This is a genomic window from Photobacterium sp. NCIMB 13483 (assembly GCF_003025475.1).
Classification (GTDB): domain Bacteria; phylum Pseudomonadota; class Gammaproteobacteria; order Enterobacterales; family Vibrionaceae; genus Photobacterium; species Photobacterium piscicola.
Window position 1 is genome coordinate 364,374 of record NZ_PYLV01000001.1, and the last position, 22,622, is coordinate 386,995.

At 39.7% G+C, this 22,622-nt stretch carries 19 protein-coding genes; 10 read left to right on the forward strand and 9 right to left on the reverse strand.

The genetic code is table 11. From position 1 onward, the window contains the following. Positions 1–6: 6 nt before the first annotated feature. Complete coding sequence (gene pabB, locus C9I86_RS01675; protein ID WP_080156693.1) at positions 7–1,395, reverse strand: aminodeoxychorismate synthase component 1; 1,389 nt, start codon at positions 1,393–1,395, stop codon at positions 7–9. After that, on the reverse strand, positions 1,385–1,540 hold the full coding sequence (locus C9I86_RS19985; RefSeq protein ID WP_158258902.1) for a hypothetical protein: 156 nt from the start codon (positions 1,538–1,540) through the stop codon (positions 1,385–1,387). Before C9I86_RS19985 ends, pabB begins: the two co-directional genes overlap by 11 nt. 28 nt (positions 1,541–1,568) lie before the next feature. On the opposite strand from C9I86_RS19985, the gene C9I86_RS01680 reads away from it, so the two are divergent. The 4 genes from C9I86_RS01680 (at position 1,569) to C9I86_RS01695 (ending at position 8,506) form a co-directional block, all read left to right on the forward strand. Next, positions 1,569–3,083, forward strand: coding sequence for a fumarate hydratase (locus tag C9I86_RS01680; protein ID WP_107275418.1), 1,515 nt, complete (start codon positions 1,569–1,571; stop codon positions 3,081–3,083). Positions 3,084–3,288: 205 nt separating this feature from the next. Continuing rightward, positions 3,289–4,326, forward strand: coding sequence for an efflux RND transporter periplasmic adaptor subunit (locus C9I86_RS01685; RefSeq protein ID WP_107275419.1), 1,038 nt, complete (start codon positions 3,289–3,291; stop codon positions 4,324–4,326). Then, positions 4,323–5,417 (forward strand): efflux RND transporter periplasmic adaptor subunit, encoded by a 1,095-nt coding sequence (locus C9I86_RS01690; protein WP_080156690.1) that lies wholly within the window; start codon positions 4,323–4,325, stop codon positions 5,415–5,417. The genes C9I86_RS01685 and C9I86_RS01690 overlap by 4 nt, the downstream gene beginning before the upstream one ends. After that, a complete protein-coding gene (locus C9I86_RS01695; RefSeq protein WP_107275420.1) occupies positions 5,417–8,506 on the forward strand; it encodes an efflux RND transporter permease subunit in 3,090 nt (1,029 codons plus the stop codon). Before C9I86_RS01690 ends, C9I86_RS01695 begins: the two co-directional genes overlap by 1 nt. A gap of 88 nt (positions 8,507–8,594) precedes the next feature. On the opposite strand, the gene pyrC is transcribed toward C9I86_RS01695, so the two are convergent. Together pyrC and C9I86_RS01705 are read right to left on the reverse strand one after the other, a co-directional pair. After that, positions 8,595–9,626, reverse strand: a complete 1,032-nt coding sequence (gene pyrC, locus C9I86_RS01700; protein ID WP_107275421.1) for a dihydroorotase — start codon at positions 9,624–9,626, stop codon at positions 8,595–8,597. 169 nt (positions 9,627–9,795) lie between these two features. Further along, positions 9,796–11,763 carry a methyl-accepting chemotaxis protein gene (locus tag C9I86_RS01705; RefSeq protein WP_080157174.1) on the reverse strand — a complete coding sequence of 656 codons (1,968 nt, stop codon included), beginning with the start codon at positions 11,761–11,763 and terminating at the stop codon, positions 9,796–9,798. Positions 11,764–12,150: 387 nt separating this feature from the next. Here C9I86_RS01705 and hinT point away from each other — a divergent pair, with 387 nt between their 5' ends. The 6 genes from hinT (at position 12,151) to C9I86_RS01735 (ending at position 16,897) form a co-directional block, all read left to right on the forward strand. Then, positions 12,151–12,501, forward strand: a complete 351-nt coding sequence (gene hinT, locus C9I86_RS01710; protein WP_080156687.1) for a purine nucleoside phosphoramidase — start codon at positions 12,151–12,153, stop codon at positions 12,499–12,501. Positions 12,502–12,764: 263 nt separating this feature from the next. After that, positions 12,765–13,094 (forward strand): YcfL family protein, encoded by a 330-nt coding sequence (locus C9I86_RS01715; RefSeq protein WP_158258903.1) that lies wholly within the window; start codon positions 12,765–12,767, stop codon positions 13,092–13,094. A gap of 33 nt (positions 13,095–13,127) precedes the next feature. Further along, entirely contained in the window at positions 13,128–13,721 is a 594-nt protein-coding gene (gene lpoB / locus C9I86_RS01720; protein WP_107275423.1) for a penicillin-binding protein activator LpoB, read from the forward strand. Between the two features lie 35 nt (positions 13,722–13,756). Beyond that, positions 13,757–14,674, forward strand: coding sequence for a phosphotransferase (locus tag C9I86_RS01725; protein WP_080156684.1), 918 nt, complete (start codon positions 13,757–13,759; stop codon positions 14,672–14,674). Between the two features lie 215 nt (positions 14,675–14,889). Next, a complete protein-coding gene (ycfP, locus tag C9I86_RS01730; protein WP_045039371.1) occupies positions 14,890–15,429 on the forward strand; it encodes an alpha/beta hydrolase YcfP in 540 nt (179 codons plus the stop codon). Positions 15,430–15,607: 178 nt separating this feature from the next. Then, complete coding sequence (locus C9I86_RS01735; RefSeq protein ID WP_080156683.1) at positions 15,608–16,897, forward strand: NAD(P)/FAD-dependent oxidoreductase; 1,290 nt, start codon at positions 15,608–15,610, stop codon at positions 16,895–16,897. An 85-nt stretch (positions 16,898–16,982) separates the two neighbouring features. Here the strand turns inward: C9I86_RS01735 and C9I86_RS01740 are convergent, their stop codons facing one another. The 5 genes from C9I86_RS01740 to C9I86_RS01760 form a co-directional block, all read right to left on the reverse strand. After that, entirely contained in the window at positions 16,983–17,456 is a 474-nt protein-coding gene (locus C9I86_RS01740) for an FKBP-type peptidyl-prolyl cis-trans isomerase (RefSeq protein WP_080156682.1), read from the reverse strand. 97 nt (positions 17,457–17,553) lie between these two features. Next, positions 17,554–17,802, reverse strand: a complete 249-nt coding sequence (locus tag C9I86_RS01745; RefSeq protein ID WP_107275424.1) for a YecH family metal-binding protein — start codon at positions 17,800–17,802, stop codon at positions 17,554–17,556. Positions 17,803–17,902: 100 nt separating this feature from the next. Then, positions 17,903–18,454 (reverse strand): GNAT family N-acetyltransferase, encoded by a 552-nt coding sequence (locus tag C9I86_RS01750; protein WP_080156680.1) that lies wholly within the window; start codon positions 18,452–18,454, stop codon positions 17,903–17,905. An 85-nt stretch (positions 18,455–18,539) separates the two neighbouring features. Next, on the reverse strand, positions 18,540–21,998 hold the full coding sequence (mfd, locus tag C9I86_RS01755; protein WP_107275425.1) for a transcription-repair coupling factor: 3,459 nt from the start codon (positions 21,996–21,998) through the stop codon (positions 18,540–18,542). After that, positions 21,988–22,572: a PilZ domain-containing protein gene (locus C9I86_RS01760; protein WP_080156678.1), complete on the reverse strand. Its 585-nt coding sequence runs from the start codon at positions 22,570–22,572 to the stop codon at positions 21,988–21,990. The genes mfd and C9I86_RS01760 overlap by 11 nt, the downstream gene beginning before the upstream one ends. Between the last annotated feature and the right edge of the window lie 50 nt (positions 22,573–22,622).

A 22,622-nucleotide genomic window follows, 5' to 3' on the forward strand; every position in this document is an offset into this window, starting at 1 on the left:
GCGCTATTATAAGGTTGGCAGAATTTTACTTAATTTGTCGAGAGTTTCTTGGTATTCACTCTCGGCATCACTGTCAGCAACGATACCGCCGCCGGCCCATGCGTATAAATTATGTTGATAAGCCACAAGCGTTCTTATCGCAATATTGGTGTCCATGGTGCCACAACGACTGATATAGCCAATACTGCCACAATAAATGCTGCGTCGATGTGGTTCCAATTCTTCAATGATCTCCATTGCTCTTATTTTTGGTGCTCCTGTTATCGATCCTCCAGGAAAACAAGCTCGTAATAAATCTGTAGCTGAGTAGTGACTGGCCAATTTACCCGTTACGGTACTCACTAAATGGTGTACTGCTGGAAAGCTTTCAATGGCAAATAAAGCAGGCACACGAACACTACCAGGTGTTGCAACACGACCAATATCATTACGTAATAAATCTACGATCATTACGTTTTCAGCCCGATCTTTAGGTGCCAACTGAAGTGCTTGTGCGTTGGCATTATCTTCTATGATGTTTTTACTTCTCGGGCGTGTGCCTTTAATCGGTTTTGTTTCAATATTTTCTTGTTTTAACTGTAAAAAACGCTCCGGTGATACAGAGAGAATCGCACTATTATTGGTACGAATAAAACTAGAAAAAGGTGCACCATTTGCGGTGTCTAAGCGACAATAAGCTTGCCACTCATCCCCTAGGTAACTGGCTTTAAATCGCTGAGCAAGGTTAATTTGGTAGCAATCACCGGATAATAAATAAGATTGTATAGTGTTAAATTTGTTGCAGTAATCCTCTTTAGTCATATTAGATGACCAAGAAGATGTTAATTGGAATGTCTTATTCTGGTTATTAGATTGTAGTGTTATTGCTTGTTCTCGTTGTTGGTTTAACCAGACCAAGCGGTGGCTATTTTTAGGCTCAATAAGCCATGTCTGCTGTAATTTATGATCAACAATGAGAGCCCAGTCATAAATACCAACGGCCATTTCTGGTAAGTGAATATCATGGTTTGCAGTCGTCGCCATTTTTTCTACACGGCGGCCTAAATCATAACTGAAATACCCTAATGCACCACCTAGAAATGGTAAGTCTAATTCTGTGCTAAGTGGTGGTAATAACTCATGTTGTAGCGCATTGATGACCGCAAAAGGATCGTCAGTTGTGCTACGTTGGTCACCATTTGAAAACTTAATATAAGTTGTATCAGATTGTGATTCAATTGTGGCTAAAGGATCAGCAACTAAAATATCATAGCGATTATCTGGGTGCGCTTCTGCTGCCGAACGTAATATCATTGCCCAAGGTAATCCCGATAATGGTGTAAACCATGACAGTGCGGCATCTTTTGAGTAGGGCAATGAGATAATGCTTAATTCTGGGTGTGATTTACAAATCATTTTCTTTTTTGTGACAAGGGGTTTGATTGGCGCATAGCGCAATGTTATGGGCAAGAGTATCATATTCAGCGAAAGACGCCCAAGATTGAGCAACGCTATTTTGTTGTTTAATACCTACAATTTGGAAGATTTTATAGGGCGCCATGGAATGATAATACTTAACGAGGGTAATTATGACCATCATCCGTAAAGAAGATGTAATCAGTAGCGTGGCCGATGCTTTACAATATATTTCTTACTACCATCCTTTAGATTTTATTAAAGCATTAGAAAAAGCGTACAACAAAGAACAAAGCCAAGCAGCAAAAGACGCTATTGCCCAGATTTTAATTAACTCCCGCATGTCTGCAGAAGGTCGTCGACCTATTTGCCAAGATACGGGCATTGTTACCTGTTTTGTAAAAATCGGCATGAATGTGCAGTGGGACAGTGATTTAACTGTGCAGCAAATGGTGGATGAAGGGGTGCGACAAGCTTACACCAATTCAGACAATCCATTACGCGCTTCTGTTGTTGCTGATCCTGCGGGTGCACGTAAGAACACTCAAGATAATGCACCTGCTGTGGTACATATTGAGATGGTGGCTGGTAATAAGGTCGAGATTCAAATCGCGGCTAAAGGTGGTGGTTCAGAAAATAAAACTAAAATGGTGATGCTGAACCCTTCTGATGATGTTGCTGAGTGGGTTGAAAAAACAGTACCACTAATGGGGGCGGGTTGGTGTCCTCCAGGTATGTTAGGTATTGGTATTGGCGGTACCGCAGAAAAAGCGGCCGTGCTTGCTAAAGAATCGTTGATGGAAGCGGTTGATATTCATGAGCTACAACAACGTGGCGCAAAAACAACAGAAGAAGCACTACGGTTAGATATCTATGATCGTGTCAATCGTTTGGGTATTGGTGCACAGGGCTTGGGCGGTTTAACCACTGTACTTGATGTTAAGATCAAAAGTGCGCCAACGCATGCAGCCTCTAAGCCTGTATGTATGATTCCTAATTGTGCCGCAACTCGTCACGTGCATTTTACGCTTGATGGTTCTGGCCCTGCGGAGTTAACACCACCTAAACTCAGTGATTGGCCACAAGTAACATGGGACGTTGGTGACAATGTTCGTCGTGTTAACCTTGATAATGTGACCAAAGCTGATGTACAAGAATGGCGTTCAGGTGAAACGGTACTGTTATCAGGTAAGATTCTTACGGGTCGTGATGCTGCCCATAAGCGTATTCAAGAAATGCTCGCTAATGGTGAAGGCTTGCCTGAAGGGGTCGATTTTACTAATCGTTTTATTTACTATGTTGGCCCTGTTGACGCCGTTGGTGATGAAGTTGTTGGACCTGCTGGACCGACAACCTCGACCCGTATGGATAAATTTACTGAAATGATGCTGGGCGAAACAGGCCTTACGGGCATGATAGGTAAAGCTGAACGTGGACCTGCAACGATTGAATCGATTAAACACCATAAAGCGGTTTATTTGATGGCAGTAGGTGGCGCAGCATACCTTGTTGCCAAAGCCATCAAAAAAGCGCGAGTGGTCGCTTTTGCTGATTTAGGCATGGAAGCGATTTATGAATTTGAAGTAGAAGATATGCCAGTAACCGTTGCTGTTGATGCTGAAGGTGTTAATGCTCATCAAACAGGTCCTGATACATGGCGTGTGAACATCGCTGAAATGGCAAAATAAGCCATTTAAGAATAATTTAAAAAAAGGAGCCTTGGGCTCCTTTTTTTTGTCATTGTTATATCAGCATAGATTGTGATATTGACGCTATTCTAATAAATGAAAAGAGATTTTTTGGTTATCCACTTCTATTATTCATAGATATCTTTTATTCATACAATATTTTAACAATAACAAATATTCAGTATGGGACATCATGGAGAGTAGTATGAGATATCACTTTTTTGCGGCATTGTTTATATGTTTAGCATTAAGTGGGTGTAAGGATGATCAAGCAGTAATTGTTGAACCTGAATCTCGCCCCGTAAAATTACAATCAGTTTCCGTTGGAGATAATGAATCACAACGTGCGTTTCCAGCGATTGTTGAAGCTGGAGATAAAGCGGTCTTAGCCTTTCGAGTATCAGGCCAACTTGCGAGTGTTGACGTACATCCTGGTCAGTTTGTGACGAAAGGGCAGACACTTGCCTCATTAAACACCGATGAATTGTCACTGTTGGTAAAACAAGCACAAGCGAAATATGATTTAGCAAATGTACAATTTAAGCGTGATAAAAAACTGCGTGAAAAAAAAGTAGTATCCGAACTTGATTATGATACTTCGAAAGCAAATCTAAAGCAGGCCAAAGCGGCGTTAGATAAAGAAAAGTCAAATTTAAGCTATGCCAAGCTAATTGCACCTTATAATGGGCATCTTTCTTTGTCCATGGTTGAAAACTATGAATATATTGTTGCTAAACAGCCGGTTATGCATATTCAAAGTGCCAAATTAATCAATATGACATTTCAGCTTCCTGATTACCTTTTAGCACGGTTTCAAGGTAATGCTGAAAATATTGATCCTACCGTTGCGTTCGATACTTTAGCCAATCAAACCTTTCCGGCCCAATTTAAAGAAATTGATACAGAGCCTGACAGTAAAACATCCAGTTATAAAGTAACACTTTCACTGGCTCGACCTGAAGGCAGTAATATTATGCCGGGAATGTCTGGTAGTGTAACAATTGTATTACCACAAGGAAATGCGGGTGCAATACCGGTGCGAGCAATCATAGTTGAAGGTAATAAAAACTATGTGTGGCGTGTTGATGATAAGCAGCAAGTTGTCAGAACAGAAGTGACATTAGACAGTAATAACCGTGTTATTGCAGGATTGAATGATGGTGATGTTATAGCGACATCGGGTGTCTCTGAATTGCAATCAGGTCAAAAGGTCCGCTCATGGATCAAGGAGCGAGGACTATGATCAAATGTTGCCGTTTATCTGTACTATCAATCAGTATTGCGTTGCTCGTTGTCGGGTGTGATAAACCGACTGTTGAGCCACGTGAAGAACTGCCTTTAGTGAAAGTACAACAGGTAAAATTAAGTAAGCAAGTACCGAAATTAACCTTCCCTGCAGTAGCATCTGCCGCCGATAAATCTATTTTATCATTTCGTATTGCGGGAGAAGTGACACAGATATTAGTACGCTCAGGTGACAGGGTGAAAAAAGGCCAAGTATTAGCACGATTAGATCCCAGTGATTTTAAATTAGAAGTTGATGATGCTCAGGCAAAATACAACGTTAATAATAGCCAATACCGTCGTTCAGCAACATTATTAAAAAATGGTTATTTACCTCAATCTCAATTTGATGAGTTAAAAGCCAAACGAAGTATTGCAAAAGCCAATCTTGATTTAGCCCAATTAAAATTAAGTTTTACCGTGCTTAAAGCGCCTTTTAGTGGCGTCATTTCAATTGTTCCGGTTGAGCAATTTGAGAATGTCAAAGTCGGTCAGCAAATTATGAATATTCATAGTACTGATTCTGTTGATATTGAGATTCAGGCCCCTGATATGATTTATTCCAAGCAAAGTATATTAGATGTTGATAAAGGGCAACGTGCGACGGCAAAGGCGATTTTACCTAATGGTGAAAAATACGCGGTGATATTAAAAGAGTTTACGACTGAACCTGATCCAGAGTCAGGCTCTTTTTTGGTTACCTTAACTATGCCAATGCCTAAAAATCAGTTCATTTTAGATGGTATGTCGGTTGAAGTTGAAGCTGATGCTCAAAAGTTACAAGTGTATACAGTGGGGCAACAAATTGTGCCATTAGAGGCATTATTTAATTTGGATGGGGATGACATTACACCATCTAATAAATATGTATGGGTACTTGCGGCCGATAATACAGTGTCAAAGCGTCAAGTTGTCACAGATAAAGTTGTTCCAGAAGGGGTGCGATTAAAATCGGGTGTAAAGGAAGGAGAAAAGGTCGTAGTTACAGGCGTTAACCGCTTAAGGGATGGACAAAAAGTGGTGGTATTTACTCAGGAGGAGGCACTGTAATGAAACAAGATATCGCGACTTATTTTATTAAAAACAAAGTGATTAGTTGGATGTTAACACTGATCTTTCTCGTGGGTGGAACGGTATCTTTCTTTGGTCTTGGTCAGTTAGAAGATCCCGCTTTTACGATTAAAGATGCGATGGTTGTGACCGCTTATCCAGGGGCGACACCTCAACAAGTAGAAGAAGAAGTGACTTATCCAATAGAGAAAGCAATTCAACAACTGACGTATGTTGATGAAGTTAATTCACTGTCTAGTCGAGGCCTTTCGCAGATCACAGTTACCATGAAAAACAATTATGGGCCTGATGATTTACCACAAATTTGGGATGAATTACGGCGTAAAGTGAATGATATTTCATCGAATTTGCCTCCAGGTGTTGCAAAGCCAAAAGTGATTGATGATTTTGGTGATGTATTTGGAATTTTATTGGCGATCACGGGTGAAGGTTATAGCTACAAAGAGCTAAGTGATTATGTTGATTATTTACGTCGTGAAATTGAACTGGTCGATGGTGTCGGTAAAGTTTCTGTAACGGGTAATCAGCAAGAACAAGTATTTATTGAAATATCGATGCAACGTTTAAGCAGTTTAGGTATTTCGCTTGATACTATTTATAACATTTTAGCGACTCAAAATTTAGTTACAAGTGCGGGTGCAGTGCGTATTGGTGATGAATATGTTCGTGTCCATCCAACGGGTGAGTTTAAGAATGTTGATGAATTAGGTGATTTGATTATTACCGATAAGGGGGCTGACGGGCTAATTTATTTGCGAGATGTGGCCGATATTAAAAAAGGTTTTAAAGAGATCCCTGATAACTTAGTCAGCTTTAATGGTCATCAAGCCCTTAATATGGGGGTGTCATTTGTTGCAGGCGTTAACGTTGTTGAAGTGGGTCAACGTGTGATGCAGCGATTAGCTGAGCTCAAAGAACAACAACCTGTTGGTATCGATATCGATGAAGTGTATAGCCAGCCGACAGAAGTTGATAAATCAGTCAGTGGTTTCGTGGTTAGCTTAGGCCAAGCGGTTGCGATTGTTATTATTGTACTACTGTTTTTTATGGGGTTGCGTTCAGGGCTGTTAATTGGCCTTATTTTATTATTAACCGTACTTGGCACCTTTGTGTTTATGAAGTGGATGGCAATAGATCTTCAACGTATATCATTAGGTGCATTGGTTATCGCGCTGGGTATGCTGGTGGATAATGCTATTGTGGTGGTTGAAGGTATTCTGATCGGAATGCAAAAGGGGCGTACGCGAATGCAAGCAGCCTCAGATATTGTCACGCAAACTAAGTGGCCGTTACTGGGCGCAACTGTGATTGCGGTAATGGCTTTTGCGCCTATTGGTTTATCGCAAGATTCAACGGGTGAATATTGTCGAACTTTATTTACAGTGCTACTGATTTCATTGATGTTGAGTTGGTTTACCGCTATTTCATTAACACCTTTCTTTGCTGATATTTTCTTTAAAAATGTCAAAGTTGAACAAGGAGCAGATCAAAAAGATCCCTATAGCGGTGTTTTCTTTGTGGTATATCGTAAGTCGCTAGAGTTTTGTATGCGTCGTGCATGGCTAACGGTACTGACATTGGTACTGATGCTTGGTGGTAGCTTATACGGCTTTACATTATTGAAACAATCCTTTTTTCCTGCTTCAACAACGCCAATGTTTATGGTTGATGTTTGGTTACCTGAAGGAACGGATATTCGCGCCACGAATGACACCTTAAAGTCATTAGAGAAAGTGGTAAATACAGAACAAGGCGTTCAGCATGTTAGCTCTAGTGCAGGTAAAGGCTCACAACGTTTCATGTTGACCTATGCCCCTGAAAAAAGCTATGCCTCTTACGGTGAATTAATCGTTCGAGTTGATAGTTTTGATGATGTAATTCCTGTTATGCGTAAATTTAGCCAAACGATGAATAAGGACTATCCAAAGGTTGAATACAAATTGAAACAGGTGATGCTAGGTCCATCATCAGGATCTAAGATTGAAGCTCGAATTGTGGGCTCTGATCCAACAATTCTGCGTGGTATTGCCTCGCAAGTTGTAGATGTTATGAATGCCGATCCTGGCGCATTTAATATTCGTCATGACTGGCGAGAGCGCACTAAAGTCATTGAACCTGTATTTAATGAAAGCCAAGCAAGACGTTACGGTATTACCAAAAAAGATGTTGATGAGCTACTACAGATGGCATTTTCAGGAATTAACATTGGGTTGTATCGTGAAGGGACAAACTTGATGCCAATAGTCGCACGGTTACCTGAAGAGGAACGGGTTGATATTAGTACCATTGAAGGCATGAAGATTTGGAGCCCTGCGATTCAAGGTTATATTCCACTACAGCAAGTAGTATTGGATGTTAATGTGCGCTGGGAAGATCCATTAGTGGTGCGTAAAAACAGAAAACGTATGTTAACCATTATGGCAGACCCTGATCCTTTAGGTGATGAAACAGCAGCGTCGGTTCAAGCGCGTATTTTACCCGCTATTGAAGCCATTGATTTACCCGCAGGTTATAGCTTGGAGTGGGGCGGTGAGTATGAATCATCTGCAGATGCGAAAGCGTCACTATTCCAAACTATGCCAATGGGTTACTTAGCCATGTTTTTAATTACAATATTCTTATTTAATAAAGTTAAAGAAGCTCTCATTGTATGGGCAACAGTGCCACTGGCGATTATTGGGGTAACGGTAGGATTACTGCTTCTGAATACGCCTTTTGGTTTTATGGCATTACTTGGCTTTTTGAGCCTTTCTGGCATGTTGGTGAAAAACGGCATCGTATTGTTAGATCAAATTGAAATAGAGATCGCCAGTGGCAAAGAGAAATATCTTGCGGTGGTTGATGCGGCGGTCAGTCGTGTGCGCCCTGTGTGTATGGCAGCGATAACCACTGTTTTAGGTATGTTACCCTTACTACCTGATGTTTTCTTTAAGCCGATGGCGGTGACGATTATGTTTGGGTTGAGCTTTGCCACAGTGCTGACACTGATTGTAGTACCCGTGTTATATCGTTTATTTCATAAATTGAAAATACCAGTAGATCAAACGACACCACAGCCGGTAGTGTAAAATAAAGGCAGCTTAAAATAATAATGATGTAAACTAAAAAGGCTTCCTGTAATAGGAAGCCTTTTTTGTCATCATAAAAGCGGTTAAATTAAGCGAGTACTTTCCAAGTCATCATTTCACCGGCTTTAATTGGCACCACGGTATCATGACCAAATTGCATTTCTTCAGCAACTTGCCATGCTTCTTTGGTTAATGTAATGGTGTCGGTGTTACGGGGCAGGCCATAAAAATCAGCACCATTGAAACTGGCAAAGGCTTCTAATTTATCCAGTGCGCCTGCTTGTTCAAATACTTCAGCATATAATTCAATTGCAGCATGAGCGGTGTAAGAGCCTGCACAACCACAAGCCGCTTCTTTGCGTCCTTTGACATGGGGTGCGCTGTCTGTGCCCAAGAAGAACTTCGCATTGCCGCTGGTTGCTGCAGCAACTAACGCTTGTTGATGAGTATTACGCTTTAAAATCGGTAAGCAATAGAAGTGCGGACGAATACCGCCGACTAACATATGATTACGGTTAAACATTAAATGGTGCGCAGTAATGGTCGCTCCAACATGTGGACCTGCATTGGTTACAAACTCAACCGCATCAGCCGTTGTGATATGTTCAAGTACGATTTTTAGTGCGGTAAATTCATTAACGATAAGCGCTAATACGGTGTCTAAGAACGCTTTTTCACGATCAAAAATATCAACATCATGATGGGTGACTTCACCATGAATCAGTAGCGGCATGCCGACTTGTTGCATGGCTTCTAATGCTGGGCGAATATGATTGATTGAAGTAACGCCTGAATCTGAATTGGTGGTGGCCCCCGCAGGGTAAAGTTTAGCGGCGTAAACATGACCAGAAGCATGTGCACGCTGAATTTCTTCAGCTGATGTTTTATCGGTGAGATAAATAACCATTAGCGGTGAGAAGTTACCTTGAGGATTTACTTGAAGAATGCGGTCACGGTAGGCTAAAGCAGATGTGGTATCTGTAACAGGGGGAATAAGGTTTGGCATGATAATCGCGCGTCCCATATAACGGCTAATATCACGAACTGTATCAGCGAGTACGTCGCCATCACGTAAATGTGTATGCCAGTCGTCCGGACGTGTAATTGTTAACATCGTCATTTTTTCTTCCCTCCCAAAAAATTTGTCCGATTCTAAAAGTATCACACGCTGAAGTAAAGTTGATAAATCAAACAATGTGGTTAATTGCTGCTTTAAAAAGCAATCGTTTGCTGGTGGCGGTAGATAAATGCAGAAAACTCACCGACTGTGTCGCCGGTGAGTGGGGTAATTATAATTTAAAGCGGCTCACGAGAGTATTTTGTTCAGTTGCTAAGTGTTCAAGCTTAACGCCCGTATCAGCCATTTTTTCCATAGTGTTATAACTATTATCAGCAATGTGGCTAATGTCTTCTAAACTACGGGCTATTTCCGTTGTCGTACAACGTTGCTCTTCGGCCGCTTGTGCAATTTGTGTACTCATATCACTTATTTCAATGATAATCGCTTGAATTTCTTCCATTGAACTATTGGCATTAGAAGCAAGGCTAATACTGTTATCCATTTCAGTGACACAGCTTTGCATCATATGCATAGCCTGACCGGAGCTGGATTGTAAGTTTTTGATCATATCTTCAATTTCTGCAGTAGAGTCGGTGGTGCGTTTGGCTAATACACGTACTTCATCTGCGACCACGGCAAATCCTCGTCCTTGCTCTCCGGCTCTTGCTGCTTCAATAGCGGCATTAAGGGCTAATAAGTTTGTTTGATCCGCAATATTACGAATAACATCCAAAATGGAGCCAATATTACTGCTCATTTTTTGTAATTGTTGAACAGCCTGAACGGATTCATCCAAACGAGTAGAGAGTTGATGGGCGGTATTGATATTACTGGTCATTACCTCACGGCCTGTTGCTGATGCTTGCTCTACTTCATTTACGCGCTCCATGGTGATTTGCGCGCTTTTTGATACATCAGTTACAGAGTGTTCCATTTCAATCATGGCTGTTGCTGCAGAAGCCGTTTGTTGACGTTGGTTATTTAACCGTTGCTTTGCTTCAGCTGTTGTGGCGTGGTTCTCCGTTGCAACGGTGCTTAATTCTGATGATGTGTGGCTAATTTGGGTTAAAATTTGTTGTAAGTTCTGCGCCAGCATATTGATGTGATGGTTAAGTTGACTAAATTCAATAAACGTACTGGCTGCTGTTCGCTGTGTCATATTGCCAGCGGTGAGTGCTTCTAACGTTTTTAATATCGCCATTAGAGGCTGACGCACACTACGAGCTAAATACCAGCCGACGGTAATAGCTAACAAGATCACTGCTATACCAATGATAATAGCTTTTGTCACCACTTCAGAGTAGGTCGTATCTGCTGTTGCAATCGTATTACTCATCTGGCTATTTGCTTGTTTATTGAAATCTCCAACAATAGTCATAGATTGGTTAATTTCTTTCGCTAACGTTGCAATATTACTGTAAAGGCGGTGCTGTGCCTGAATGTATTCAAAATGCTGGTCGAGAACGCCACCAGTACGACCAATATCAAGTCCATATTGTTCTACTGATTTACCGAAAGCTTGCGTTAATTCTGGTTGTAATATAGATAAAGAACGAAAGGTGTTTTTAAGGTGATTAACGCTAATTTTGTTACTTCTAATAGCTTTTTCGATCTCGGCAGTATTATCAGATGCTAGGGCATCTAAAGTGATCGTTTCTGTTTCTTTTAATTTTAAGAAATAGTTTTTAGATAACATTTTAACGGTAAGGTTATCTTGCTCATTAATAAACTCTTTCATACCAATATTCAATTCTGTTTGTAGTTGCTGAAATTGACGCGCAGATTGTTGGCGTTCATTAGTAGCAAGCAGTAATAAGCGATAATTGGTCATGGCAATAGTGGCTTCAGTAAAATAACGTTGTTCTAATTCGGTTAATGCCTGAATCGATTTTTCTAATTGAGGATTATTTTTTGTCACTTGTTGTAATTGATTTCGAGCTTGTTGAAAGAGGGTAGTTTGTTGTTCAAATTCTACACTATAAGCTGCCATTGCTGTTGGATCTTGGCTGGTCAGGTAATCTTTAAAAATTTTATCAGCGACAAGCAGTTGCAGACTAACATTATGTGATGCTGAAACTAGGGGTAAGGCACCAGTTGTAATGGACTTTAATTGATTGTGAATACGATCAACGCCATCAAGCATAAACATAATAGTGATAACAAATAGTGCTACTAAGATAGCGAAGCCTAAGTACATACGACGTATGACAGAGGTTTGAGATTTCTTTTTCATAATATCCCTAATTTCATAAAGTTCGAGAATTGCGCCGTTAATGATCGTAATATCCTTTATAGCGATGGCGCTTGGTATAAAAGCAACTCTAAAAGTGATTGATTTAATTGTTATAATTGATATTTGTAATATTACGTTAGTTTGATTTATCTATCGTCTTGAACTTCAAAATCTTAACTTTTTGGCGTTAACATTGATGAATATTTTGATGGTGATTGCAAAAAAAACGGTAAAACATGAAATGAGGTGCGAAAAAAGTGTTTAAAACAGTGTTCAATATTGCCCTCTAGACGTGGGTAGCGCATACTTAGCTCAGAACTAATATAAGCTGATTATTTAATGGAGTCAGGTATGGCTGAAGAAACTATTTTTAGTAAGATTATTCGCAAAGAAATTCCAGCAGATGTTTTATATCAAGATGAGTTAGTGACCGCATTTCGTGATATTAATCCTCGTGCGCCAAGCCATATTCTTATTATTCCAAACAAATTATTGCCAACAGTTAATGATGTTGAAGCAGAAGATGAATTGATGATGGGACGTATGTTTACGGTTGCACGTAAGCTTGCAGAAAGTGAAGGCGTTGCTGAAGATGGTTACCGCTTGATTGTTAACTGTAATCCTTTTGGTGGCCAAGAAGTGTACCATATTCATATGCATTTATTAGGCGGCCGCCCATTAGGGCCAATGATTGTTAGCTAATAAGTCATCAATTCTTAGCATCAAGTTGCAATAGAATAAGTTGAGAATGAAGCTTGAGTAGTAAAATGGCTAATCTGCTAATAATGATGAGCTGTTGGTCACTCAAGCTTTTTTCATTTTATTGAGTAGACTTATAATATTAATTCGTAATCCATTGAAATGTAGGAGGCTACAGCCTAGCTGTATATTAATGTAGCATGAAATATATATCTATATTGTCGATATTGTTTGTCACACTTATTTCAGGGTGTAGTGGTTCAGCAATGTCAACGATCAGTCTTGAAAATAGTAACCATCATGTTGTTATTGGAAATACGGTATTAGCCAATAAACTTCAATTTAGTCATTCGAAAACACAACGGAATGACGGTTATTTGCATGCATCTGTTGAAGTCATGAATAAAACTGACGTAACCATATCATTGAACTATCACTTTTATTGGTATGATGCGAATGGATTAGAAATAAATCATTCACCGTCAGCATCACAAACATTGATCATTAATCCTCATCAAGTTTTGTTATTGCAAGGTCTTGCTCCTAATACAGCGGCAACGCAATATCGTATTGTTGTGGGTGAAACATACAATTAACGAATAAGAATAGTGACATTAAAGGTAGTGAAAATGAAAAAGAGTGTAATGGCCTTGTTAGCAGCAGCAACGTTATTAGGGGGTTGTGCTCAACCGATTAATTACGGTGGTGGATTACATGGACTTGAAAGTGCGGTAACTAACTTTGGATCCAGTGATTTAGAGAAATTATCATCATCAATGGTTGATAAAATGTTAGCGTCATCGGCTGTGCGTTCTATGACAGCGAGCGGCGAACCCATTGTTGTGGTTGATAGTATTAAAAACCAAACTCGTCATCATGTTGATACACAAGATTTAACGGCGATAATTACTGAGCGTTTACAAGATTCTGGTAAATTTAAATTTGTTGATCCTGCCCGCGTAAAAGCAGTGCGCCAACAGTTAAATTTCCGTGAAGATGATCGTTTTGTAAATCAAAGTACGGCTATTCAATTTGGTAATATGGTTGGTGCTCAATATATGTTGTATGGCCATGTATCGACGGTAATGAAATCAACATCAAATGGCAAGCAAGCTTATTATAAAGTGACAATGCGTTTGATGGATTTGAAGTCAGGTGTGATTGAGTGGTCTGATCAAGATCAGGTTATTCAACGTGCATCAACCAATAGTGCCGCTTGGTAATTATACTGCTTTAGTATCAGGTGAGGAGTAGCAATATGGCTGATTATAAACATTTTGATTGTGATCTTTTAATTGCCTTACCTGATACTGAATTGATATCAGCATGTGAACTCACGGGAGGATTGACAAATCGATGTTGGAAACTCTCCTTATTTCACCCGTCAATCAAGCAGACTAAGCAGTATGTCTGGCGACCATTTTCTATATCTGCGCAAGCATTTGGTATTGAACGCCAACATGAATATCAATTATTGTCGCTGATTGCTGATACTAAATTAGCACCACAACCATTACAGTTAGTTGTAAGTACAGACAAACCGACACCACAAGTGATAGGGTTGGTGGTTGAATGGTTATCTGGCGTAGAAGCGACCACGACATTTTCTGATCAGAGCCTGTGTCAGTTACAAGCAAAAGTACATCAACTTCCCTTACCTTGGTGGCGATTGGATGTACATCAACGTGCCAAACAGTATTGGCAACACCTCCATACTGACCACCACACCTCGTCTCTAGTTTCAATCTACCATTTTTTTCAGAGCCAGCCATTGCCAGTCGCATTTGATGATTGTTGCTGTCACTTTGATCTCGGACGCTATAACGTTATCGTGCCATCGATTAATACCGACACTATTGCCAGTGCCAAAATTATTGATTGGGAATATGCAGCTGCAGGGGATCCCAGTTTAGATTTAGCGATGACTATTATTGCTAATGAATTAGATATTGAACAAGTAGTTAATGACTATTGTGATTATCGTGCGCTTATCAATGACGAAACGGTATTTAATAAACAGCAGTGGTTAGCGGCTGTTATCGCGTGGCAGCCATGGTGTCAGTATTTGGCATTATTATGGTATTTGGTTGGCTACGACATTTGGCAGCAACCTGAGTATTTACGACAAGCTTCGCAATTGCAGCAGCAACTCATTGAATATATTAATAACTGTTGATTGATATATACAATTATTGTGTATCAAAATAATCAGTAACTTATGATAAGTAATACACAAACAGAGATGGTGCTTTGGGGCTTGAATCTGTTTTTGTAGACGAGATCATGTTTTTTGTTTTAAATTTGTTAAAACATTACTTGGATTATGGATTTAACTCGTCGATGTCGGTATAGATAGTAAGTAAAATTATTACTAGATAGCGAGAGATAACAATGATTATTTATTTACATGGCTTTGATTCAACAAGCCCAGGTAATCACGATAAAGTATTGCAATTGCAGTTTATTGATTCTGATGTTCGTTTTCTAAATTACAGCACACTTCATCCCAAACATGATATGCAACATCTTCTAAAAGAAGTGCATAAATTGCTTGAAACCAGTAATGATCCTCAGCCTTTAATTTGTGGTGTTGGCCTTGGCGGTTATTGGGCGGAACGGATTGGATTCTTATCAGGTATAAAGCAGGTCATGCTAAATCCTAATCTGCATCCTGAGCGTAATATGGAAGGAAAAATAGACCGTCCAGAAGAATATGAGGATATTTTGACAAAGTGTGTAACAAATTTTCGTAAAAAAAATACAGGAAATTGTCTTTGTATCCTTTCAACTCATGATGAAGTGTTAGATAATCAGCAAACAAAAGATGCGCTAGATCAATTTTACGACATTATTTGGGATGAAAAAGAATCCCATAAGTTTGCAAAAATATCACAGCATCTACAAAAAATAAAAGCGTTTAAAGCGCAGTAACAACGGAACCATTACCTCCTACATATCACAGACGGGTCGTAGATCCGTCTGCCTACATGCGTGAGCTAATACTTTTTCGCCTAGCAGTCTTTATGCGTGATTATTTACTATCAGCAGACTGCTATGCAATTCAGTCTTTGTCAGTTTTTAAAAATCATAAAATAGAGAGGAAGCTATCTTGACACGTATAATCGTTGTGGGTGGTGGTGCTGGTGGCTTGGAGTTAGCTACTAAATTAGGTCGTACATTAGGCCGTAAACGTCGTGCAGAAATCACATTAGTTGATCGTCGTGCTAGTCATTTATGGAAACCGTTGTTACATGAAGTAGCAACAGGCTCATTAGATGCAGGTGTTGATGCGATTAGTTACCGCGCACATGCTAAAAATCATTCGTTTGATTTCCAGATGGGATCATTACAAGATATTGATCGTGAAACAAAAACGATCACATTAGCAGCATTATATGATAAGCAAAATGAGCTATTGGTACCTGAGCGTTCGTTAGAATATGATATTTTAGTCTTAGCGCTAGGTTCGACCTCAAACGATTTTAATACTCAAGGTGTACGTGATAATTGTATTTTTCTTGATAGCCCCGAACAGGCACACCGTTTCCGTAGTGAAATGAATAATCAGTTCATGAAGTTACATGCTAATAAAGACCAAAAAACGGTTGATATTGCGATTGTTGGTGCAGGCGCAACGGGCGTTGAACTGTCTGCTGAGTTACATAACGCTGTTCAAGAACTTCATAACTACGGTTTTGGCGATCTTGATAGTTCACGCTTAAACATTAACTTAGTTGAAGCGGGTGAGCGTATTTTACCTGCATTGCCACCACGAATCTCACAAGCGGCACATAATGAGTTAACTAAATTAGGTGTAAATGTTCGTACTGCAACCATGGTGACTAAAGCTGATGAAACAGGCTTAACAACTAAAGATGGCGAACATATTCCGGCACAAATTATGGTTTGGGCAGCGGGTATTAAAGCGCCTGATTTTATGAAAGATATCGCGGGTCTTGAAACTAACCGTATTAATCAACTTGTCGTTAAACCAACGCTACAAACCACCCGTGATGATAACATTTACGTTATTGGTGATTTAGCATCATGCGTGCAAGAAGATGGTTCGTTTGTACCACCACGCGCTCAAGCTGCACACCAAATGGCAAGTCGTTGTTTCTCTAATATCGTGGCTAAATTATCAGATCGTGAGCAAAAACCTTACATCTATAGTGATCATGGTTCATTAGTATCATTGAGCCGTTTCTCTACTGTCGGTAGCTTAATGGGTAACCTGTCTAAAGGTTCGATGATGGTTGAAGGCCGTATTGCTCGTATGGTTTACATTTCATTGTATCGTATGCACCAAATGGCGTTACATGGCATGTTTAAAACCGGTTTGATTATGTTAGTTGGACGTATTAATCGTGTACTTCGTCCAAGCTTAAAACTGCACTAAGATTTTTTCATACAATAAAAAACGCCAGTATGATAAACGCTTGTTAATTGAGCGTCATACTGGCGTTGTTATTAGTGCTGATTATTTAGTTAATCTTAAATAATTCAACATCAAAAATAAGTACAGAGCCAGGTGGAATACTACCTGCACCATTATTACCGTAAGCAAGATTTGCGGGAATAAAGAAACGTACTTTTTCACCAACAACCATATGTTGTAAGCCTTCGGTCCATCCTTTAATTACTCGGTTTAATGGGAACGAAATTTTTTCGCCACGATCAACTGAGCTATCAAATACAGTACCATTAATTAATGTACCGTGGTAATGCACAGTTACTGTATCCGTTGCTTTTGGGTGTTCAGTGCCAGTACCTTGTTGTAGAACTAAATATTGCAAACCAGACGCAGTCGTTTGTACGCCTTCTTTTAGTTTGTTTGCAGCAAGAAATTCCTGCCCAATTTTAATATTTTCTTGCGCTGCTTGTTTGTTGCTGTAAGAGCGATAAAGAAAAAATGCAACTAATGCAGCGATAACGACTGCGATAATAATTTTTGGCACGAGTGTGTCCTTACTTAATAAAATTGCTTTATCTTACCATTACTCGCAACAGCAAACTCGCAAAATTATCTGCCTTTTAAATCAGAGATATTATTTATTAATGGTGACAGATTTTATCTCGATTTGTGTGTAAGTTTTCACCGTCAAGTGTGATTTTATTACGAGATAGAAGGAAAGTAATCAACGCATCTAATGATAGATCATTTAATTTACAGGTATGAAAGTGGAGGTTAGTTCCCCAATGTTGTTCAACATACGCGTGTAATGTTTTGATGGTGAAAGGTATTGATGCATCTGCAATAAGGTTTAGTACATCGTGACCATGGCGACTTGCTGTTGTATTCATAATGAGTAACTATTTTTTTTTGAATAAAGAATAAGCAATGTTAGCTGAAATTGAGGTGCTAAAGATTGATGTATACCAATATAAATACAGTTAACGCTACTTAATATAAATCTTGTGGTATGAGTGAATATACATAGCCATTAATGGGTATATTTTGATAAAAAATACGGTTTCTCGCCTCGCATTCAAAAATGGCATTACACGCAAGTGCAGTTTTTTGACTGGCATAATTATCTGTATGGGTAATTATTTCTAAACGGGTTAGACCTAACATTTGAAAAGCAAATTGAATAATAGCGAGACTTGCTTCAGTCGCCATACCTTGGCGATGATAATTGTGGGTGATCCAATAACCGAGATTTGCGGAATTAAATAATGGCACAATGGCACTTAGTGAAACTGCGCCAATAAAGTCATCATTAAATCGATCAAAAATAGCAAGCTCATAACTGTAATCATGTTGCCAACTTAAACGGCTAGCTTCGATCCATTCGTGAGCTTGTTGTTGATCAAAATCAGCATCACACCATTCTAACCAAGGTTGAAGATACTCACTTGATTGGGTGACAGCGTCAACAAAAGCATTTAAATCTGCAGTCTTAAATGGACGTAAAATAAGTCGAGGCGTAGTAAGTTCAAAGTCAATTTTCATGATAATTCTAGTTTATGATGTAGTTGTGGTAATTTATGACAATCAAGAAATCGCCCCAGATGCTATGTCTAGGGCGAGAGGAGGGTTAAATCATATTTTCTCTAAACTGATTTAGTAGATCTTCAATAAATTTAACTCTCTTTTTACGATCTGTTTCATTTGATACGATTTTTAATTTTGTTGGTCCTTCCATTCTGAAATGCTGAGGCTGTGTTTGCAGTAAACCAACCAGAAAGTGAGGGTTAATGGCTGCATCTTGTTTAAATTCAAGATAGCCCCCTTTTTCATTACTCTCAACTTTCTTAACACCAATAATAGCGGCTTTAAGTTTAAGGCTATTAACGGTAATTAGGTTGATAGCAGCATCAGGTAAAAGACCAAATCGATCAATTAACTCTACTTTAATTTCATTAAGCTCATTATCATCTTTTGCACTAGCAATACGTTTATAAAGTGATAAACGGGTATTAATGTCCGGAATATACTCATCAGGTAGTAATGCTGGAATACGCATTTCAACTTCAGCTTGTTGTTTGAGTAGATCATCGAGTGTCGGCTCTCTACCTTCGCGCAATGACTCTACTGCTTGTTCTAGCATTTCCATAAAGAGGCTAAAACCAACAGATTGAATTTGACCACTTTGCTCATCACCTAATAGTTCACCTGCGCCCCGAATTTCTAAATCATGGGTGGCAAGCGTAAAGCCTGCACCAAGATCTTCTAGTGATGCAATGGCTTCTAAACGTTTCACCGCATCTTTGGTCATACGCTTTGGATGTGGTGTTAGAAGGTAAGCATATGCTTGGTGGTGAGAACGACCGACACGCCCACGCAATTGGTGTAGTTGTGCTAGGCCAAGATTATCTGCACGATCCATGATAATAGTATTGGCTGTGGGGACGTCAATTCCGGTTTCAATAATGGTGGTACAAACGAGTACGTTAAAGCGTTGATGGTAAAAATCACTCATGATTCTTTCCAGTTCACGTTCGCGCATTTGGCCGTGAGCAAATGTTACTCGTGCTTCTGGAATTAATTTGGCTAAATCTTCTGTGGTTTGTTCAATACTATCGACTTCGTTATGCAAGAAATATACTTGTCCACCACGGCTAATCTCACGCAAGATGGCTTCACGAATAATATTTTCATCACTTTGACGTACAAACGTTTTAATCGCTAAGCGACGTGCAGGTGGTGTGGCAATAATTGATAAGTCTCGCATGCCGCTCATCGCCATATTCAGTGTTCGAGGAATTGGGGTTGCGGTTAGTGTTAAAATATCAACATCAGCACGAATAGCTTTGATCTTTTCTTTTTGACGAACACCAAAGCGGTGTTCTTCATCCACAACCAATAGTCCGAGATCATGGTAATTAACGCTGCTATTGAGCAGTTTGTGAGTACCAATAAGAATATCAATCTTACCTTCTTCAACATCAGCTAGAATTTGTTTTTGTTCTTTGGCTGTTTTAAAGCGCGATAATACTTCAACGCGAACGGGCGTATTGGCAAAACGGTCTCGGAAATTTTCGAAATGCTGCTGTGCCAATAATGTTGTTGGTACTAAGATAGTAACTTGTTTGTTGTTATCTACTGCAACAAAAGCGGCTCGCATTGCGACTTCTGTTTTACCAAAACCGACATCACCACAAACCAAGCGATCCATGGCTTTTGGTTGGCACATGTCAGATAGAACAGCATTAATGGCTAATGCCTGATCATAAGTTTCTTCGTATGGGAAACTGGTGCAGAAATCAGCATAGCTTTCGCGATCAAGCTTGAATTTAAAGCCTGGTTTGAGCTCACGCATAGCATAAACTTCAAGTAACTCGGCGGCAACATCACGCACTTTTTCTGCCGCTTTTCGCCGTGCCTTAACCCACGCTTCACCGCCTAATTTATGAATGGGCGCTGTTTCTTCTGCGCCGCCGGAGTAACGGCTAATAAGGTGCAATGAAGCCACTGGGACATAAAGCTTAGCACCACCTTGATATTCAAGAGTGACATATTCGGTTTGAATCCCACCAGCTTCAAGAGTTTGAAGTCCTTGATAACGACCAATACCATGGTCGATATGAACTACGGGTTGTCCTACCTGTAATTCAGCAAGGTTACGAATGATGGTATCAGCATTAACTGTGGTTTTTTTATCATTACGACGGCGCTGTTGAATACGCTCGCCAAGTAAATCGCTTTCACAAATAAACGCGACCGCTGGCTTTTCAAGAATAAAACCATTTTCAGCAGCGCCAATAACGAGACAATGTTTAGCTTTATCCGCCATTGCAGCATCAAGGTTATCAAAAACGGTTGGACGTAGTTTTATGCGCGCTAATAGATCAAATAATGCTTCTCGACGACCTTCCGAGGCGACAGAGAAAATGATTTTCCCTTTAAATTGCTCAGTAAAGTGACGTAATTCAGCTAACGGCTCTTTGAGTTGATGATTAATTGTTATAGCTGGGACGGGGGTTAAAGCTGGGTTATAGCGACCTGCTTTGTCTGCATCAATTACTTCACGTTGTATACGTACACGAGGCAGTTGCTTAAAGCCAGCAAACATTTCATCTTTAGTTAGCCATAATTCTTTAGGCGCAAGTAAAGGTCGTAGCGGATCAACGCGACGTTGGTCATATCGATACTCTGCATCATGTAAGAAAGTGTCGACCGCAGGCTCTAAATCACCGAGTGTCACTAATAGCGCATTGGTTGGTAAATAATCAAACAGAGTATCGGTATGATTAAAAAATAGTGGCTGCCAATATTCGATACCAGTTGGCCATATTTTTTTACTAACCTGCTGATAGATAGATTCAGGCTCTCGACGCGCTTCAAAACGTTCGCGCCATCGCATACGGAAGTTTTCTATTGCTAGCTCATCGGTTGGGAACTCATGCGCTGGTAGTAGATCTATGGTATTGATTTCAGCTGTTGAGCGTTGATTTTCAGGATCAAATTGACGAATAGAGTCTACTTCATCATCAAAGAAATCAATGCGGTATGGTGCGTTACTGCCCATTGGGAACAGATCAACCAATGAACCACGGCTAGCATATTCACCGTGCTCCATCACTTGATCAACGTGACGATAACCTGATGCTTCTAGTTGTAATCGCAGTTTTTCAAGTGAGATACGATCGTCTTTTTTAACGATTAACGCATGTTGGTGAATGAATTCTTTAGGTGTTAATCGCTGCAAAAGTGTGCTGATAGGGACTAAGATAATACCATTTTTTTGTGTTGGCATTTTATATAAGCGAGCTAAGCGCTCAGAGATAATGTCTTGATGTGGAGAGAAATTATCATAAGGTAATGTTTCCCAATCAGGGAAAACATGGACGTCAAGATCACAAAATTGGCTGATCTCTGGCTGTAGTTTTAACGCAGTTTGCGTATCTGCAACAACGGCAAGTATAGGACCATTATATTTAGTGGCTATTTCTGCTAATGACAATGCCAACGCAGAACCAGATAAATTACCGATGTAACGATTATCCCCAGATTTTTTTGGTAAGGGGATTGAGAGTAATGTTTTATTCGTCATTGTTATTATTCATGTTTCGTTGTTGGGCCCGCTGACGTAAAAGCTTTTGTTGGCAATGCAGTGCAGCACGGATTAATAAATCACGATCTTCTTCTAACAGTCGCATATAGCGTAACTGAATTAAAAAACGATCATCTAAAGCGGAGCAATTAACCACCTCAGCATAACAATAAATTGCAGCTGCTGGGTGATCTAAAAATAGTTTAACGGTGACATTTTGCCCAAGAGTAAAAGGCTGTGGGCTATGAAAGCTCAGATTACTAGCACCAAAAGTTTCGGTTATATAACGATAATTAGCATTATCTTGTTGAGATAGCACGTAAGATAACAGCAGGTTTATTTTACTATTTTGAGCACTAAGATAATCAATTAATGCTTTACTGTCTTCTTTTCCAAAGTTGGTTAATAGACGTTCTGCATTTTCTTCGAGCGTGTTACATTCGCGGGCTATACGAAACAGTGGTGGTATTTCTGCACTGAAGGTATCGGCATTGGGAAGAGGCTTACCATCTGCTAATGGTTCGACATTGATTGTTAGTCCTAAGTGAACTGAAAAATATTCATCTTGTCTCATTGCTTACTCACTGCCAGTTAATTGTCATCGAGTGTGTCACTGTTGAAGGT